The 15,617-nt window shown below is 41.8% G+C and carries 14 protein-coding genes; 7 read left to right on the forward strand and 7 right to left on the reverse strand.

What is annotated here, in order from left to right; translation table 11 throughout:
• Window positions 1-105: 105 nt before the first annotated feature.
• Window positions 106-1,077 carry a DUF362 domain-containing protein gene (locus tag V7K15_RS09520; RefSeq protein ID WP_334905145.1) on the reverse strand — a complete coding sequence of 324 codons (972 nt, stop codon included), beginning with the start codon at window positions 1,075-1,077 and terminating at the stop codon, window positions 106-108.
• 134 nt (window positions 1,078-1,211) lie between these two features.
• Complete coding sequence (locus V7K15_RS09525) at window positions 1,212-2,633, reverse strand: aspartate ammonia-lyase (protein ID WP_334905124.1); 1,422 nt, start codon at window positions 2,631-2,633, stop codon at window positions 1,212-1,214.
• A 135-nt stretch (window positions 2,634-2,768) separates the two neighbouring features.
• Between V7K15_RS09525 and pgsA the strand changes: the two genes are divergently transcribed.
• Window positions 2,769-3,290, forward strand: a complete 522-nt coding sequence (gene pgsA, locus V7K15_RS09530; RefSeq protein WP_334905125.1) for a CDP-diacylglycerol--glycerol-3-phosphate 3-phosphatidyltransferase — start codon at window positions 2,769-2,771, stop codon at window positions 3,288-3,290.
• 142 nt (window positions 3,291-3,432) lie between these two features.
• Here pgsA and V7K15_RS09535 read toward each other — a convergent pair whose 3' ends face one another.
• A complete protein-coding gene (locus V7K15_RS09535; RefSeq protein ID WP_442949659.1) occupies window positions 3,433-4,479 on the reverse strand; it encodes a glycosyltransferase family 4 protein in 1,047 nt (348 codons plus the stop codon).
• A gap of 128 nt (window positions 4,480-4,607) precedes the next feature.
• On the opposite strand from V7K15_RS09535, the gene V7K15_RS09540 reads away from it, so the two are divergent.
• Together V7K15_RS09540 and V7K15_RS09545 are read left to right on the forward strand one after the other, a co-directional pair.
• Window positions 4,608-5,936 carry an ABC transporter substrate-binding protein gene (locus V7K15_RS09540; protein ID WP_334905129.1) on the forward strand — a complete coding sequence of 443 codons (1,329 nt, stop codon included), beginning with the start codon at window positions 4,608-4,610 and terminating at the stop codon, window positions 5,934-5,936.
• Window positions 5,933-6,835, forward strand: a complete 903-nt coding sequence (locus tag V7K15_RS09545; RefSeq protein WP_334905131.1) for a S66 peptidase family protein — start codon at window positions 5,933-5,935, stop codon at window positions 6,833-6,835. The genes V7K15_RS09540 and V7K15_RS09545 overlap by 4 nt, the downstream gene beginning before the upstream one ends.
• 15 nt (window positions 6,836-6,850) lie before the next feature.
• Here the strand turns inward: V7K15_RS09545 and V7K15_RS09550 are convergent, their stop codons facing one another.
• Window positions 6,851-7,576: a hypothetical protein gene (locus V7K15_RS09550; RefSeq protein WP_334905133.1), complete on the reverse strand. Its 726-nt coding sequence runs from the start codon at window positions 7,574-7,576 to the stop codon at window positions 6,851-6,853.
• Between the two features lie 223 nt (window positions 7,577-7,799).
• Here V7K15_RS09550 and hemE point away from each other — a divergent pair, with 223 nt between their 5' ends.
• The 3 genes from hemE (at window position 7,800) to V7K15_RS09565 (ending at window position 11,940) form a co-directional block, all read left to right on the forward strand.
• Window positions 7,800-8,861, forward strand: a complete 1,062-nt coding sequence (gene hemE / locus V7K15_RS09555; RefSeq protein WP_334905135.1) for a uroporphyrinogen decarboxylase — start codon at window positions 7,800-7,802, stop codon at window positions 8,859-8,861.
• A 312-nt stretch (window positions 8,862-9,173) separates the two neighbouring features.
• Window positions 9,174-10,139, forward strand: coding sequence for an NAD-dependent epimerase/dehydratase family protein (locus tag V7K15_RS09560; RefSeq protein WP_334905137.1), 966 nt, complete (start codon window positions 9,174-9,176; stop codon window positions 10,137-10,139).
• A 202-nt stretch (window positions 10,140-10,341) separates the two neighbouring features.
• Window positions 10,342-11,940 carry a B12-binding domain-containing radical SAM protein gene (locus V7K15_RS09565; RefSeq protein WP_334905138.1) on the forward strand — a complete coding sequence of 533 codons (1,599 nt, stop codon included), beginning with the start codon at window positions 10,342-10,344 and terminating at the stop codon, window positions 11,938-11,940.
• Window positions 11,941-12,030: 90 nt separating this feature from the next.
• Here V7K15_RS09565 and V7K15_RS09570 read toward each other — a convergent pair whose 3' ends face one another.
• The 3 genes from V7K15_RS09570 to V7K15_RS09580 form a co-directional block, all read right to left on the reverse strand.
• Window positions 12,031-12,312, reverse strand: a complete 282-nt coding sequence (locus tag V7K15_RS09570) for a hypothetical protein (protein ID WP_334905139.1) — start codon at window positions 12,310-12,312, stop codon at window positions 12,031-12,033.
• 27 nt (window positions 12,313-12,339) lie between these two features.
• A complete protein-coding gene (locus V7K15_RS09575; RefSeq protein ID WP_334905140.1) occupies window positions 12,340-13,608 on the reverse strand; it encodes a tetratricopeptide repeat protein in 1,269 nt (422 codons plus the stop codon).
• Between the two features lie 336 nt (window positions 13,609-13,944).
• Complete coding sequence (locus V7K15_RS09580; RefSeq protein ID WP_334905141.1) at window positions 13,945-14,613, reverse strand: 2OG-Fe dioxygenase family protein; 669 nt, start codon at window positions 14,611-14,613, stop codon at window positions 13,945-13,947.
• 262 nt (window positions 14,614-14,875) lie between these two features.
• Between V7K15_RS09580 and sfsA the strand changes: the two genes are divergently transcribed.
• Window positions 14,876-15,601: a DNA/RNA nuclease SfsA gene (sfsA, locus tag V7K15_RS09585; RefSeq protein WP_334905143.1), complete on the forward strand. Its 726-nt coding sequence runs from the start codon at window positions 14,876-14,878 to the stop codon at window positions 15,599-15,601.
• Window positions 15,602-15,617: the final 16 nt, after the last annotated feature.

Raw genomic sequence — 15,617 nt, forward strand, 5'->3', positions numbered from 1 at the left:
CCGAGAGTTCAGCCTTAGTGTCAGTAATCTGCTGACGGGCTGGATTAGTTATGTACGGGCTGATTACCGTGATTCACTAATCAACGAATCGCACCTCCCGACTTCTTACTCTCTTCCGTAAACACTCATTGGTTCCTTGATAAATCGGGTGTAAAGATGCTTAAACGTAGACTTAATTACGCGGGGCATACCAAAATCGATCGGCATCAACTTGTCTGGTAGCTGCCAATCTTCTATTTTTAATAAGTCAGGATTTAAATGCGGAAACTCGATCTCAGCAAGTTCTGGACAAACTCCTAGTCTTTGGGAAGCTGCAACTGTAGGCACTTTTTCAGGAGGAACATTGAGGATTTCTATCATTGCCCGATCTAAAGCAAATATATCTGATGCGGCTGCTAAAATCCCTAGTTGCCGGGGTTCACCGTTGCTAGGTCCATTACCTTCATGACCGATGATCCCATCTAATATGGTTAAGTTAGGATTAATTGCTCTAGCAGTTTCTACTAACATTTCACCAAATCTATTCGCGTCTTTTCCAGCTTCCATGTGCCACCAAGCTTTCATTTTGCCGGGAACGCAACCGAACAAGTTTTTTACGCCCAATGTTAATGTCAACTGCATATGTGATTTCACTTTAGGTAAGTTAATCACTACGTCTGCTTCCATTGCTTCTTGAGACAGCCGTAGATGGTTAAAATTGTCGCTAATGGTTTGGTAACGCTGTCCGTGAAAATCGATGATGGGAAGATTGAGTTCTTCTAAAATAGGCAGATAGCCGTTTGCCACTGCTACGCCCTTGGCACTGCCAAAAGCCGGACTATCGCCCAAAAATGGCTTACCGCCAACCTCAATTACCATCTGGGCAACTTCGTAAACTAGTTCGGCACGGGTGATACACTCTTTACCAGGACGCGTCCCTGTAAGTAGATTCGGTTTGAGTAAAACGCGATCGCCTTTTTTTACAAATGCTGCCATTCCTCCAAAAGGTTCAAGTAGAGTGGCTAAGGATTCTCGTAAAGCTTCTCGTTCGTAGGATGTAGCCCGAATTAGACTAACGGATGGTTTTTGAGTTTGCATGGATAGATAGGGGAGTGGGGAGTGAGGAGTAGAGACGCGATTAATCGCGTCTGTACAGGAGTTTGGAGCGATTAATCGCGTCTGTACAGGAGTTTGGAGGACAAGCAATGCCCAATGCCCAATACGATAACCGATTATTCTGTTCTGAGCGGTAAGATACCACTCATTTGTTCTAGATTTAAGACTGTGGCTAAGTCTGTTTCACTCATAAATCCTCGTTCTAAAACAATTTGGCGCAGGGATTTACCTGTTTCTAAAGATTCTTTGGCGACAGCTGCGGCGTTTAAATAACCGATGTGGGTATTTAGTGCGGTTACTAAAGCTAAACTGCCTTCGGCATAAGCTAAACAACGTTCGCGGTTAGCAGTAATTCCCTCGATGCAGCGTTCGGTGAGTGCGGCAATGGTATTACCCAGAATTTCGATACTGTGAATCAAGTTATAGGTAATTAGCGGCATCATCACATTTAATTCTAATTGTCCAGCTTGTGCGGCTAATGCGATCGCACTGTCATAACCCATCACCTGAAAACACACCATTGATGTCATCTCTGCCATGACTGGGTTATATTTCCCTGGCATAATTGAGGAACCGGGTTGCACTGGAGGCAGTTGAATTTCTTTGAAGCCAGTTTTTGGCCCCGAATCCATCAGCCGTAAATCGTGAGATATTTTGACTAAATCCTGCGCTAAGTTGCGTAAAGCACCGGAAACATTTACAAATGGTGCCATACTTTGCATGGCTGCCATGAGATGGGGCGCAGGTTCTAAAGGAGTATCAATCAATTCTGAGAGAATTTCTACCACACGGGCGCGATATAGAGGATGAGTATTTAACCCTGTTCCGGCTGCACTACCTCCCAAACCCAGCACCATCAAATCCCCAGAGGCGGTGTAAATCCGGTTTTGATGTTCTGTAAGGATTTGCGCCCAAGCCCGAAAATTCTCGCCCAAACGCACGGGTACTGCGTCTTGTAAGTGGGTTCTGCCAGATTTGACGATATCTTGAAATTCTACAGCTTTGTTTTCTAAAGACGCGATCGCACCATCTATTGCTGGGTGTAATGTCTGGGATAATGCCAATAAACCACCAATGCGAATTGCGGTAGGAATCACATCATTGGTAGACTGCCCATAATTAACGTGATCATTGGGACTAACACGTTTGTAATTCCCCTTTTCTTCACCAAGAATTTCTAAGGCGCGATTTGCCAAAACTTCGTTGACATTCATGTGGTGGGATGTTCCCGCACCCGCCTGATAAACATCTACGACAAATTGATCGCGGAATTTCCCAGCCAAGATTTCATCAGTTGCTTGGATAATCGCTTGACTAATATCTTGAGGAATGCAATTCAGTTCACCATTCACAATTGCTGTCGCTTTTTTAATTATTAGACAAGCGTCTACGTAAGTATAAAGAGGCTTGATGCCGCTAATTGGGAAGTTTTCGATTGCTCGCAGCGTTTGAATCCCGTAATAAACGCTACTATCAATTTGGCGATCGCCCATTGAATCGCGTTCGATGCGGAATTGAGAGTCTGTATGTTGAGTCATAGTATTGTTTTAAGAGAGCTACGAAAACAGATTTTCCCACGCAGGCACACTCAGATACACTAATCTGCATAGATTTTGCATATTTGTTTGGCTACTGGTTGCTTTACCTTGTTAATTTTGATTTTTGAATACCCTATGACTATACCCAACTGGATTACCTTCTCTCGCCTATTGGGGATACCATTTCTGCTTTACGGTTTATATAATCCCACTGCTGAAGCTAAGTGGATATGTTTGGCGATTTTTATCGTTGCTGCATTGACTGATTGGTTAGACGGCTATTTGGCGCGGAAACTCAACCAAATTAGTGAATTGGGTAAGTTTCTTGATCCCTTAGTGGATAAATTACTGGTACTTGCGCCGTTGATGGTTTTTATTGAACTAGGAAAAGTGCCGGCTTGGGGAGTGTTTTTGATTTTAGCGCGAGAATTAGCGATCGCTGGTTGGCGAGTAAATCAAACGACGATTACGGGGGCGAATATTTGGGGTAAACTCAAAACTGTTAGTCAAATAGTGGCGATCGCACTTTTGATTGCACCTCTGCCTGAAGTGTGGCAAATCCCATCTCTGATTGCCTTTTGGATTTCTGTCGCCTTGACTTTAATCTCTGGGGGTATTTATCTTTTGCCGCAGAAAGCTAGCACTGAACAGGAATGAAACCACAATATAGTATTGTAATTCAGTGGTCAATGGAAGATAAAAAGTACATTGTTAGCTTACCTGAGTTTGGCCTTTATGCACACACTCATGGAAATACCTACGCGGATGCTCTTAGTAATGTCACCTAAGTTAAACGAGATCAGTTTTTCAGAATTTTTTCAAACCAAGCTTCGGTGCGATCGCCCATAGCTTCTAAAGAGTATAGAGTTTCTGCTTGCTGGCGACAAGCTTGGCGATCAATTTCATCCAAATGCTTAATTGCTTCCACTAAACCTTGGACACTATCAGGTTCCACCAAAAAACCAGTTTTACCTTCTTGAACAATTTCTGTTAAACCACCGCGACGATAGGCAATTAAAGGCACTCCACAAGCAAGCGCCTCTATTGCGACATTTCCAAATGCTTCTATCCAACGAGGAGTTACTAAAACTGCTCGACATTCACCTAACTGCTTTTGTAGCTCAACCGTTGGTAAAAATCCGATATATTCTATGGGAGCATCAGGATATTTTTGACAAATCTTTTCCCAGTAAGATACATCCTGTATTAATCCGAATATTTTCAGTGTAATACCGGTGATTTCTGCTGCTGCTACTGCATCTTCTAGTCCTTTCTCAGGAGCTATCCTACCTACCCACGCCAAGCTTTGAGTTGGTTTGGGACAAAATTGATAAATAGATAAATCCAAACCATTTAAGAGACAAATACACCGTTGTCCAAATGTGAAAGTTGCTGCCTGTGTTTGACTGTGAACACCAATAGTATTCGGAAAATTTATTGCTACTTGTTCAATAATTTCATCCATTGCATCTGTCAAAGAACCCATGCTGATCAGATGTGCGATCGCACAGTTAAAAAATGGTGTTAAATACAATGGCAACCAATCATAAGCAAAATTAACAATCAAATCATAATCGGCTTGGACTTGGCGAGCATAATCCCACATATTAGCTAAAACAGAATTTTTATGCAGCAAAATCGGATCACTACGACTCTGATTTTGCGCTGGTATCTGTATTAGTTCTCCGGGAATTTCTTTAATAGGTAATGAATTGCTGATAGACCCTTGCGGTGCAACAATTTCTAATTTATGTCCTCGCCGCAGCATCTCTATAGCAATATTAGATAGGGTCAACTCTACTCCGCCTCCCAATCCTGAACCTAATGCACCCATTGGGGTAGACATAAATAATAATCTCTGGGACATTTTCATCGTTAATGTATTCTCATAAACATCATTTTTTTACCTAAACAACGTACTTATTTGGTTTCGCTATGCTTAAATAAAAGTATTATTTTACCTTAAAAACTTACATGAAAAATACCTTTTTTCAATCCCAAATTCGGAGTTTTTTGCGCCAGTTGACCAATTCTGCTTGGCGGCTTTCGCTGATAGGAATTATTCTGAGTATATTTTTCATATTCTTATATGGTTGTCAAGGGACAGTCCAAAAGAATGATGGAGTAATTCATCTGAGTCTATGGCAATCAATCAATCCCCCTGTTAATCGGGATGTGTTTAACAAACTAGTAGATAAATTTAATCAGACTCATACTGATGTTCAGGTGGAATCTATCTTCATCGGTCAACCCCAATTGCCAAAAATATTAACAGCAGTTGTGGGCAATGCGCCTCCAGATATTCTGTCATTCGATCCTCAATTTACAGGTCAGTTTATGGAATTAGGGGCAATTCGACCTTTAGGAGAATGGCTGGACAAATTCTCATTGAAGTCCGAAATTAGACCCAACCTATGGGAACAATTAAAATTAGACGGTCAGCTTTGGTCAATTCCACTTTCCACCAGCAATCTAGGCATTTTTTACCGACCTAAACTTTTCCAAGCTGCGGGAATTACGCAAATTCCTCAGACTTGGGAAGAGTTGAGGGAAGTCGCAAAAAAATTAACCATAGACCGGAATGGCGATAATCGACCAGAACAGTACGGAATGTTACTGCCTTTGGGAAAGGAAGAATGGACTGTCTTTAGTTGGTTCCCCTTTTTATTGAGCGCTGGTGGAGAAGTTGTGACAAATAATCGCCCAAATTTGATGAATCCCGGTGCGATCGCAGCCTTACAATTTTGGCAAAACCTATTAAAAGATGGTTCAGCAATACTTTCTCCCCCAGAGCGAGGTTATGAAGAAGACGCTTTTATTTCGGGTCGTGTTGCTATGCAGATCACAGGCCCTTGGACTTATATAATGAAGTCTAACGTCGATTATAGCGTATTCCCTATACCTGCAAATCTGAAGCCTGCTACCGTGACGGGCACTGGAAATATGTATTTGATGAAGACTACAGCTGTAAGAGAACAAGCTGCACTCAAATTTTTAGAGTATGTCTTGAGTGAAGAATTCCAAACAGAATGGAGTATAAAGACGGGTTTTTTGCCGGTTAACCTGAAATCTGCCCAAAGTCAGGCTTATCAGCAATTTATCAAGCAAAAACCTGTCTTCAAAGTCTTTATTGACCAGATGCTTGTATCAGGCTATCGACCAATTATTGCTGGCTATAGTCGTTTGTCTGACAGTTTAGGTCGAGCCATCGAAGCTACCATGTTAGGCGCTTCTCCAGAAACAGCACTCAAACAAGCCCAAGCAAACCTCGACTCAATTTGGGACTCTCTACAATCTAGATGACATCTAAAATCCTACCACCACCCCTGAAACCTGGTGACTTGCTACGAGTTATTGCGCCCAGTGGTGCTTTACGAGAATTGGAGCCGTTTGGACGGAGTGTGGAAATTTGGCGATCGCACGGCTATCAAGTAGAAATCAGCCCTAAGATAGATGATAAATGGGGATATTTAGCAGGCACAGATGAAGACCGCCATAACCAGCTAGCAGCAGCATGGCAAGATCCAGATTGTCGCGGTATTCTCTGCGCCAGAGGTGGTTTTGGTAGCAGCCGCATCTTAGAAAATTGGCATTGGCAACAAAATTCAAACCTTCCCAAGTGGTTGATTGGCTTTTCTGACATCACCGCCCTTTTGTGGAGCCTTTATAACGTCGGGATTTCCAGCATTCATGGGCCAGTGATGACAACTCTCGCCGATGAGCCAGATTGGTCAATCGAGCGATTGTTCAATTGGGTAGAAGGGCGAGATATCCAACCTCTCAAAGGTTATGGTTGGGGTGGCGGGATTGCTACTGGCATTTTGCTACCAGGAAATCTCACAGTAGCAACTCATCTTTTAAGTACACCAATGCAACCAAATTTCGATGGTGTGATTTTGGCACTTGAGGATGTCACAGAAGTACCCTACCGCATCGACAGAATGTTGACACAGTGGCGTTTAAGCGGTTCTTTAGCAAAACTTCGGGGGATTGCTTTGGGGGGTTTCACTCGCTGTCAAGCCCCGCCAAATGTATCTAGTTTTAGTGTGGAAGAAGTTCTGCGCGATCGCTTAGGCGATTTGGGGATTCCTGTTGTCTCTGGACTGCCTTTTGGTCATGATAGCCCCAATGCAGCCTTACCAGTGGGTGTAGAAGTAACTCTCGATGCAGACGAAGGAATCTTAAAAATTCGTAATTCGTAATTCGTAATTCGTAATTTATATACGGCGATGTGAATTTATTTTCAAGGTACACAAGCCAATTGCTGGTATAATTCCTAGAATCATTGCGGTAAATCCTTGTCCACTCCAATACAAGATAAAATTACGGTTTGCTTCTGGAATCAAGTTTTGGACAATAAAAAGCAACCAAACCAAAATAGTGATTAATAAGAAAGAAATTGAGGGTAAAAAATTCCACCACCAAACGCCAGCTGTATATCGCCTCAATACCAGCCATTGGCAAATACCCAGCCAAATTCCAGAAATTATATATGCGATCGCAGATAAAAATCCCAAAATCAAAGTTTCTTCAGGAGATGATGAGACAATGGTTGAAATGTACTTAATCCAAGCTGTAGAAACACCGTTGGCAATCAGCCAACCTAGACTAGTAGCAAATATCCACTGCCAACCCGGTAAATATCGGTAAAGGATCAGGCTCTGGTCAGCAGCAAAAATCACGGCAAATACAACATTACTGAGACTTCTGACCAAAATGCTCCATGTTTGTGGTTGAATAGCAACGCTAGGTGAGAGACTTTGGAGAATAATTTTCTCTAAGGCGATACTGGCAACGCCACCCACAACCCATCCAATCAGGGTCATTAAGGTAAACTGAATAAAGAACCTCTGTCGCTGCGATCGCGGAATCAAAAACTTGACTGGGTTAGGCTCGTTATTAGCAGATGCAACATGATCGGGACTGTTAGAGTCAGTTTGCATATAAAGTTGGGAGAGTGGAGAGTAGGGAAAACAGACAAGAGTAACGAAATTCTTTTATATTCCAATTTCTTTCTTGATTCTTGTTTTATCCCATTTTTTAGTTCCGACTCCTTCTTGCCGTGAAGCGACTAGGGCTTTTGCTGACAACTTGCTGAAAAAGCGTAATCCCAGAATGATAAGCTAAACAGTGGCATAAAAATTGTGACTTAGGATGAAGTAATAAATGGGTGTTTCTTCAACGACTCCTCATCTCTTACGGGCTGCTCGTGGTGAAGTAGTAGATCGTCCCCCTGTATGGATGATGCGACAAGCAGGACGATATATGAAAGCATATCGAGACTTAAGAGAGAAGTATCCTTCATTTCGCGATCGCTCGGAAATTCCAGAAGTAGCAATTGAAGTTTCCTTGCAACCGTGGAGAGCCTTCCAGCCAGATGGAGTAATTTTATTTTCTGATATTGTCACCCCATTACCTGGTTTGGGCATTGACATGGACATCGCCGAAGGTAAAGGGCCAATCATTCACTCGCCCCTCCGCACAATTGAACAAATTGAGCGTCTGCGTCCTTTAGAACCAGAAGCATCTCTACCATTTATCAAAACAATTTTGCAGACGTTGCGCTCCGAAGTAGGCGATAAATCAACGGTGTTGGGCTTTGTGGGTGCGCCGTGGACGTTAGCAGCTTATGCAGTAGAAGGTAAAGGTTCTAAAACTTACTCGATTATCAAAAATCTGGCATTTTCAGAGCCAACGATACTGCATCAATTATTAGCTAAATTAGCAGATGCGATCGCTATCTATGCTCGGTATCAAATTGATTCTGGTGCCCAAGTTGTGCAAATGTTCGATTCTTGGGCGGGTCAATTGAGTCCTCAAGATTATGATACCTTTGCCCTCCCCTATCAGCAGAGAGTTTTCCAGCAAGTCAAGCAAACCCATCCCGATACACCTTTGATTTTGCTAGTTAGCGGTAGTGCGGGTGTGTTGGAAAGAATGGCACAATCTGGCGCTGATATTGTCAGTGTAGACTGGGCGGTGGATATGGCAGACGCACGAGCCAGATTAGGCAAACAAGTCAAAGTTCAAGGAAATCTTGATCCAGGCGTACTATTCGGCTCTAAACAGTTTATCCGCGATCGCATTCTCGATACCGTTCGCAAAGCTGGCAATTGGGGTCATATTCTCAATCTCGGTCATGGTGTCTTACCAGAAACACCAGAAGAAAATGTCGCTTTCTTCTTTGAAACCGCAAAGTCACTTAATCTTGCAGGAGTTAAGGCTTGAGAGTGAGGAGTTATGAGTTAGGAGTTATAGCATTTCCCAATCCCATGAAGTACATCAGAGCCACCTCCTCGCTTGCGGGGAGGGGGTTGGGGGTGGGATTCTTGTACCTCACAAAGGCCGAGAACCGCTATATAAACTATAAAGTCATCAGTTGCGAGGTGCAAAGTTATCTTTTATTCTTAACTCCTAACGTACAGACGCGATTAATCGCGTCTCTCCAAACTCCAAACTCCAAACTTGATTAATAACTCCTGATTGGGAACTTTTAACTTAATTCTTAACTCTTAACTCCTAACTTATTAAAATCTTAGTATGAGCCAGAAACGGATTTTAGTGACTGGTGCAAGTGGTTGTATAGGTCATTATTTAACAGAAGCCTTAATTAAGGAAACAGATTACGAACTGTATCTGTTAGTTAGGAACCCAAGTAAACTGCAAGTTGATACCAAAGCACGTTCAGGCATCAACGTTTTGCAAGGTGATATGCAAAATATTCACCAGTTTGCCGATTTGCTATCTACGATTGATACGGCGGTACTCACAGCCACAGCTTGGGGTGGTGATGAGACATTTGATATTAATGTCGTCAAGACTATAGAGTTGCTCGAACTGCTAGATCCAGAACGTTGCCAGCAGGTGATTTATTTTTCCACAGCTAGCGTTTTGGATCGGTATAATCAACCATTAAAAGCAGCCGGGGAAATTGGTACAGATTACATCCGTTCTAAATATGAGTGCTTACATCAAAAAGAAAAATTAGCGATCGCACCCAAAATTACCACACTATTTCCCACTGTAGTAGTGGGCGGTGATACCAATAAACCCTATTCTGCTGTCACATCTGGCATTCCCGAAGTTACGAAATATATTAATTTAATTCGCTTTTTGGAAGCAGATGGCAGTTTTCACTTTATCCACGGACGAGACATTGCGACTGTCGTGCAATATTTAATTGATCATCCTCCCGAAAATGATCAACCACGTCGGCTTGTTTTAGGTCAGCCACAATTAACAGCTAATCAAGCAGTAGAACAAGTTTGTGCTTATCTGGGCAAAAAGATTTCCTTTCGCATTCCCATATCTTTAGCATTGGCTAATTTGATTATTGTTACGTTCCGCATTCAGATGGCCGCTTGGGATCGGTTTTGTATGAACTATCGGCATTTCACCTATGAAAAGGCGATTAATCCCGATAGTTTCGGCTTACCAAATTATTGTGCAACCATGAGTGATGTTTTAAAAATTAGTGGCGTTGAACGTGCTAAAAACTGGATATAATCAGTAGCTTTTGACAACGGTTGTAAAAAATTAGCAGAAAAAGAACGTATTGTATCGAAACTCCACCCCTCAAACTTTGCGTCCCTCTGCGTTTAAAAAATCCACAACCTTATACAAAACTTAGTAAACGGGAATAAAAAGTCAATAACTCTTTATTTTCGTTAAAGTGGGATAACAATCAAAGTGTGAGGATTGATACTACATGCGAATCTTGTTAGTGTATCCGATATTTCCCAAAACCTTTTGGTCATATGAAAAAATCTTAGAGTTAGTCGATCGCAAAGTTTTATTACCACCTCTAGGTTTAGTAACAGTAGCCGCGATTCTCCCCCAAGAATGGGAATTCAAACTAGTCGATCGCAACATCCGCCCAGCAACAGAAGCAGAATGGGCATGGGCAGATGTAGTAATTCTCTCAGCGATGATTGTCCAGAAACAAGATTTGCTCGACCAAATTCAGGAAGCAAAAAAACGTGGCAAGCTAGTCGCAGTTGGCGGCCCCTACCCCACCTCTGTACCTCACGAAGTTGAAAATGTGGGCGCAGATTTTCTGATTCTGGATGAAGGGGAAATCACACTACCCATGTTTATTGAGGCAATTCAACGGGGAGACACATCTGGCACTTTCCGCGCCACAGAAAAACCTGATGTCACAAGCACACCAATACCCCGCTTTGATTTATTAGAATTGAATGCCTATGACATGATGTCAGTGCAGTTTTCGCGCGGGTGTCCCTTCCAGTGCGAATTTTGCGACATTATTGTTCTCTATGGGCGCAAACCACGCACCAAAGCCCCAGCACAACTGTTAGCAGAATTAGATTACCTCTATGAATTGGGTTGGCGGCGGGGTGTGTTCATGGTGGATGATAACTTTATTGGCAACAAACGAAATGTGAAATTGTTGCTGAAAGAGTTAAAAGTCTGGATGGCAGAACACAAGTATCCCTTCAAGTTTGACACTGAAGCTTCAATTGACTTAGCAGAAGATGCAGAAATGTTGGAGTTGATGGTTGAGTGTGGTTTCTCGGCGGTGTTTTTGGGAATCGAAACGCCGGATGAGGATAGTTTGCAAATGACCAAAAAGTTTCAAAATACTCGCAGTTCTCTAACTGAGGCAGTGGAAACCATCACCAAAGCGGGATTGCGCCCAATGGCTGGGTTTATTATCGGCTTTGATGGCGAAAAAGCAGGTGCAGGCGATCGCATTGTCCGCTTTGCAGAACAAGCAGCAATTCCTTCTACAACCTTTGCGATGTTGCAAGCGTTACCTAACACCGCGCTTTGGCATCGCCTGAAAAGAGAAGGACGACTACGGGAAAATCAAGACGGCAACATCAACCAGACAACATTGATGAACTTCCTCCCCACTCGTCCCCTAGAAGAACTTGCCAGAGAATATATTGAGGCCTTCTGTACTTTATACGACCCAGTGCAGTACTTAGATCGTACCTATCGCTGCTTCTTAATGATGGGTTTGCCGAGTTGGAAAGCGCCAGCGAAAATGCCAGAGTGGGTTGTTGTGAAAGCGTTGTTAATTGTAATTTGGCGACAAGGAATTAAACGTGAAACCCGTTGGAAATTCTGGCATCATTTGTTCAGCATTATCAAGCAGAACCCTGGAGTTGTTGAGCATTACATTGCCGCTTGCGCCCACAACGAGCATTTTCTAGAGTATCGCCAAATTGTGCGCGATCAAATTGAAAGTCAACTAGCAGAATATTTGGCACAAGGTGCAGAAACGCCATACGTGCTAGTCAAGGAAAAAACGGAGGAAAAAGCAAAAGCAGTAGTTAGTTAAACGGGGTAACGGGTAATAGGTAATAGTAAATAAATTACTTATTACCCATTCTTAAGTTAGAAGTAGATTAATACAATATGTGAGTTTAAATTACTTTACAACCATGCGCTTAAAATAGTACTCTCCTAACTTGAGTAACAGAGGAAGAAGTGGTGTAACTACAGAAAGCAAGTATTGACGGAAGGTTGTAACATCAAAGGGCCACACAGGAAATTCATTAGTCAATGTGTAGAGAGAACGCAATTCTTGAAGTTTAACAGCTTCTTTCTTTAAAATTCTTCCATCGCTACTTAAGCTTGTGTGAATACGCTTATAATCTATTTGAAACTGCTTCGCAATCTCGCTTAGTAATTCTTCTTTAGCGTTTTTCATGCCTGCACTTCAAGTGACATTTATATTTTATCTACCGCGATCGCGTTCTAAATCATCAATTACTTTTTGCAAATACCACTCGTCTGACATCCCAGGATTACTATCCTGCTTCTGCTGAATCAATCGTTCGCCAATTTCCCAATATCCGCCAACCATTCGCAAAAGTCGCTGACGTAGCAGATTATATTTTTGCTTTTTTGACTCTGGACTAAATTTCTGGATTTTTTCTAGGCTACTTAAGACTTGTTGATAATTTCCCCAGTCTTCTTGTTCACAAAAGATACTCGCCGCCCGTTGATAATCTTCCACGGCGTTTTGCATTTCTTCTAAACAAGTATAAGCAATGCCGCGATTGTAGTAAGCTTGAGGATCATCGGGATTGATTTGCAGCGCTTTGGTGTAATCTGGAATTGCACCGAGATAATTGCCCGTTGTCCGATAAGCATTCCCTCTGGCAATATAAACTAAGGCATCTTCGGGTTGAATCTGGAGTGCTTGGTTAAAATCTGCGATCGCACCTTGATGATCTCCCAATATAGAACGGGCTTTACCTCGGTTACGATAGACAATCGCATCTGGAAAATTTAATCGCAATGCTTGATTAAAATCTGCGATCGCTTCTCGATAATTCCCCATTTTACAACGCACAACCCCACGACAGCAGTAAGCTTGGGCATCTTGCGGATCGGCTTTTAATACCCAGTTTAAATCGGCGAGTGCCTCTTGGGTATCTCCCTTTTCCGCCTTTTCTAATAATTGCGTGAAATATTCCTTCGTGGATAAAATTGGCGCATTGGTGAAATGTGATTGCTGTACAACAGGTAATTCTTTGGGTTGCAGCTGTTTAATTTGTTCTAGACAGAGGCGACAATTTTCTTTATCCTGTTGCTCTAGATATAATTGTGCAGCTTTTTTAAAATTAGCGATCGCATCTTGAATATAACCCTGTTTGCGCCGCACTATCCCCCGCAAATTATAAGCAGCAGCATAATTTACATTCAGACGAATAGCGCGTTCAACATCCTCCAGCGCCCCCGGTAAATTTTTCAGCGTCACCCTTGCCAATCCACGACAATAATATGCCTCTACACTCTCAGGATTAAGCTTGAGTATTTCAGTATAATCTGAGACAGCGTTAAGGATTGCACCTGAGTCATAATATGCCAAACCGCGTTGCAAGTAAGCTTCAGTAAAGTAAGGTGTCAGTTCTAAAGCATGGTTAAATTCCTCAATTGCTCCAGCGTAGTCTTTTCGCCTAGCCTTTTCCAATCCTCTATTGTAGAATTCGTCAGTCATGGCATTTATTTAGTTGATTCAGTTAGGTGAATTCCAGCAGGCTTGCTTCGTAGTTTAACCTATCCACTCACCCTTAATATTCTAAAGCCACTAATACCTGGGAAGAATATCTTCAATGCTTGTCAGAAATCGAAATTATCAATTAAATTCAAATTGAACAACTTTGCCAAAGTGAGAAACAAGATCCCTGACAACTTTTACGAAGTCGGGGATCTGCGGCTTGCAATTCTCACAAATAAAATAGGATTGCTATATCAGGAAATTGTCAAATTTTTGACTTTCCAAATCTCCACGAGTATGGTGTTTTATCATGAATCATTTAGGATTGCTATAGAATTATTCTGAAAGCAAGCTAGGAGAAGTCAGTACAAAAACATCCCAACTTCCTTTAGCATCAATTAGTGGTTTTATGGGATTGGCAAAGTGGAAAAATTCATGGTCATTAACCAATAAGAGTTCACCCGGATTTAGAACTTTGCTAAATACAGGCTTTTCTTTTTTGGCAGTATACAAATGTGTTTCTCCACCTTGAATATTATCTCTCTCTACCGAGAAGATGCCAATAAAATCAGTACCATCTTGATGGATACCTTCAGGTGCTGGATTACCTGAATTGTCTGGCGAACAAATAATTCTAATTTGATGAACTCCGATTTCAGCTTCTGGATGAAGTTTAGAAGAATCACTAAATGCCAAAACAAGATTTCTGAAAATATCAAGTTCTATGAGTGCATCATCTAATTCTGCAAACTCTCTTTTTATGTCACCCGCTAATGGATTATATTCTTTACTTTGAAAGAAGTAGCCATGAGGTAATTTGATTAACTCATTTCCAGATACTGTGAATCGAGATAATCTTCTCGAACGATAGTTGCCTTTGATATAAGGGTCAATAGGCATATTACTAAAAAATGGCTTAAAACCTTCTAAATTGATCGAATTTACCTTTCTTAAAGTAAACAGAAAAGCATATTCTAATTCCGTTGCTGTTCCCACTTTTTGCATAGGATTTACCTCCTTGCACGTTGAAATTCTCCCAGATTTTTTTATGGGAGGCTTATAACACCTAGTATATGCTACTTTTTATTAAGATGTTGTCAATTTAATTACAAAAAATGACGCTTTATGGTAAATAAAATCACTTAAATTCTGTCACAAGGCGGAGTAATACTCATAGGTGTATGAGTCGCTGCTGAAAAGATTTGCTGATCGGGGTTCGCTGGAGAAGAAATCGACGTATATTTACTAGCAGCAACAAGGTTTCATAATGATTGATTGGCTTTACCGTTACCCACCTTTATATCCAGGTATTCTGCTAAAACGCTACAAGCGGTTTTTTGCTGACGTTCAACTTACTTCTGGCGAAATCGTGACAGCACATTGTCCAAATACAGGGCCAATGACTGGAGTATCGACTCCCGAAAGTGCTGTACAGCTTTCCAAAAGCGATAATCTTAACCGTAAATTGGCTTACACTTTAGAATTAATTCAGGTACATGACAATGAGCCAACTTGGGTAGGTATAAATACTTTTTTGCCCAATCGGGTGGTAAAACTGGCTTTGGCGAAACATCTTTTCCCAGAATTGGGCGAGTATAGCCAAATCAAGGGCGAGGTGGTTTATGGGCTAGATAAAAAAAGTCGAGTGGATTTTTTCTTGACGGGGAGTGATGAGGAACGCCCGATTTATTTAGAAGTGAAAAATACAACTTTCTGTGAGGGGAGATTAGCCTTATTTCCTGACACGGAGACTACAAGAGGACAAAAGCACTTGCGAGAATTAATGGCGCTGCTACCTCTAACTCGTGCGGTGATGCTTTACTTTATCAATCGCAGTGATTGTACTGAGTTTTCCCCTGGCGATCGCACAGATCCTATATATGGTAAATTATTACGGGATGCGATCGCTCTTGGTTTAGAAGTCTTACCTTGTCGTTTTGACATTTCTCCCGAAGGTATCCGTTATTTGGATTTGGCAAAACTAAAAATTTAATTAAACCACGTCTATC

The sequence above is a fragment of the Nostoc sp. genome, from assembly GCF_036919815.1.
Taxonomy (GTDB): Bacteria; Cyanobacteriota; Cyanobacteriia; order Cyanobacteriales; family Nostocaceae; genus Nostoc.

What these genes read in the sequence shown, in the direction of transcription:
- V7K15_RS09570 (WP_334905139.1), bottom strand. Translation starts at nt 12,312, where the DNA reads ATGAAAAACGCTAAAGAAGAATTACTAAGCGAGATTGCGAAGCAGTTT.
- hemE (WP_334905135.1), top strand. Translation starts at nt 7,800, where the DNA reads ATGGGTGTTTCTTCAACGACTCCTCATCTCTTACGGGCTGCTCGTGGT.
- V7K15_RS09545 (WP_334905131.1), top strand. Translation starts at nt 5,933, where the DNA reads ATGACATCTAAAATCCTACCACCACCCCTGAAACCTGGTGACTTGCTA.
- V7K15_RS09580 (WP_334905141.1), bottom strand. Translation starts at nt 14,613, where the DNA reads ATGCAAAAAGTGGGAACAGCAACGGAATTAGAATATGCTTTTCTGTTT.
- V7K15_RS09540 (WP_334905129.1), top strand. Translation starts at nt 4,608, where the DNA reads ATGAAAAATACCTTTTTTCAATCCCAAATTCGGAGTTTTTTGCGCCAG.
- V7K15_RS09565 (WP_334905138.1), top strand. Translation starts at nt 10,342, where the DNA reads ATGCGAATCTTGTTAGTGTATCCGATATTTCCCAAAACCTTTTGGTCA.
- V7K15_RS09535 (WP_442949659.1), bottom strand. Translation starts at nt 4,479, where the DNA reads ATGTCTACCCCAATGGGTGCATTAGGTTCAGGATTGGGAGGCGGAGTA.
- V7K15_RS09550 (WP_334905133.1), bottom strand. Translation starts at nt 7,576, where the DNA reads ATGCAAACTGACTCTAACAGTCCCGATCATGTTGCATCTGCTAATAAC.
- V7K15_RS09575 (WP_334905140.1), bottom strand. Translation starts at nt 13,608, where the DNA reads ATGACTGACGAATTCTACAATAGAGGATTGGAAAAGGCTAGGCGAAAA.
- V7K15_RS09560 (WP_334905137.1), top strand. Translation starts at nt 9,174, where the DNA reads ATGAGCCAGAAACGGATTTTAGTGACTGGTGCAAGTGGTTGTATAGGT.
- V7K15_RS09525 (WP_334905124.1), bottom strand. Translation starts at nt 2,633, where the DNA reads ATGACTCAACATACAGACTCTCAATTCCGCATCGAACGCGATTCAATG.
- pgsA (WP_334905125.1), top strand. Translation starts at nt 2,769, where the DNA reads ATGACTATACCCAACTGGATTACCTTCTCTCGCCTATTGGGGATACCA.
- V7K15_RS09520 (WP_334905145.1), bottom strand. Translation starts at nt 1,077, where the DNA reads ATGCAAACTCAAAAACCATCCGTTAGTCTAATTCGGGCTACATCCTAC.
- sfsA (WP_334905143.1), top strand. Translation starts at nt 14,876, where the DNA reads ATGATTGATTGGCTTTACCGTTACCCACCTTTATATCCAGGTATTCTG.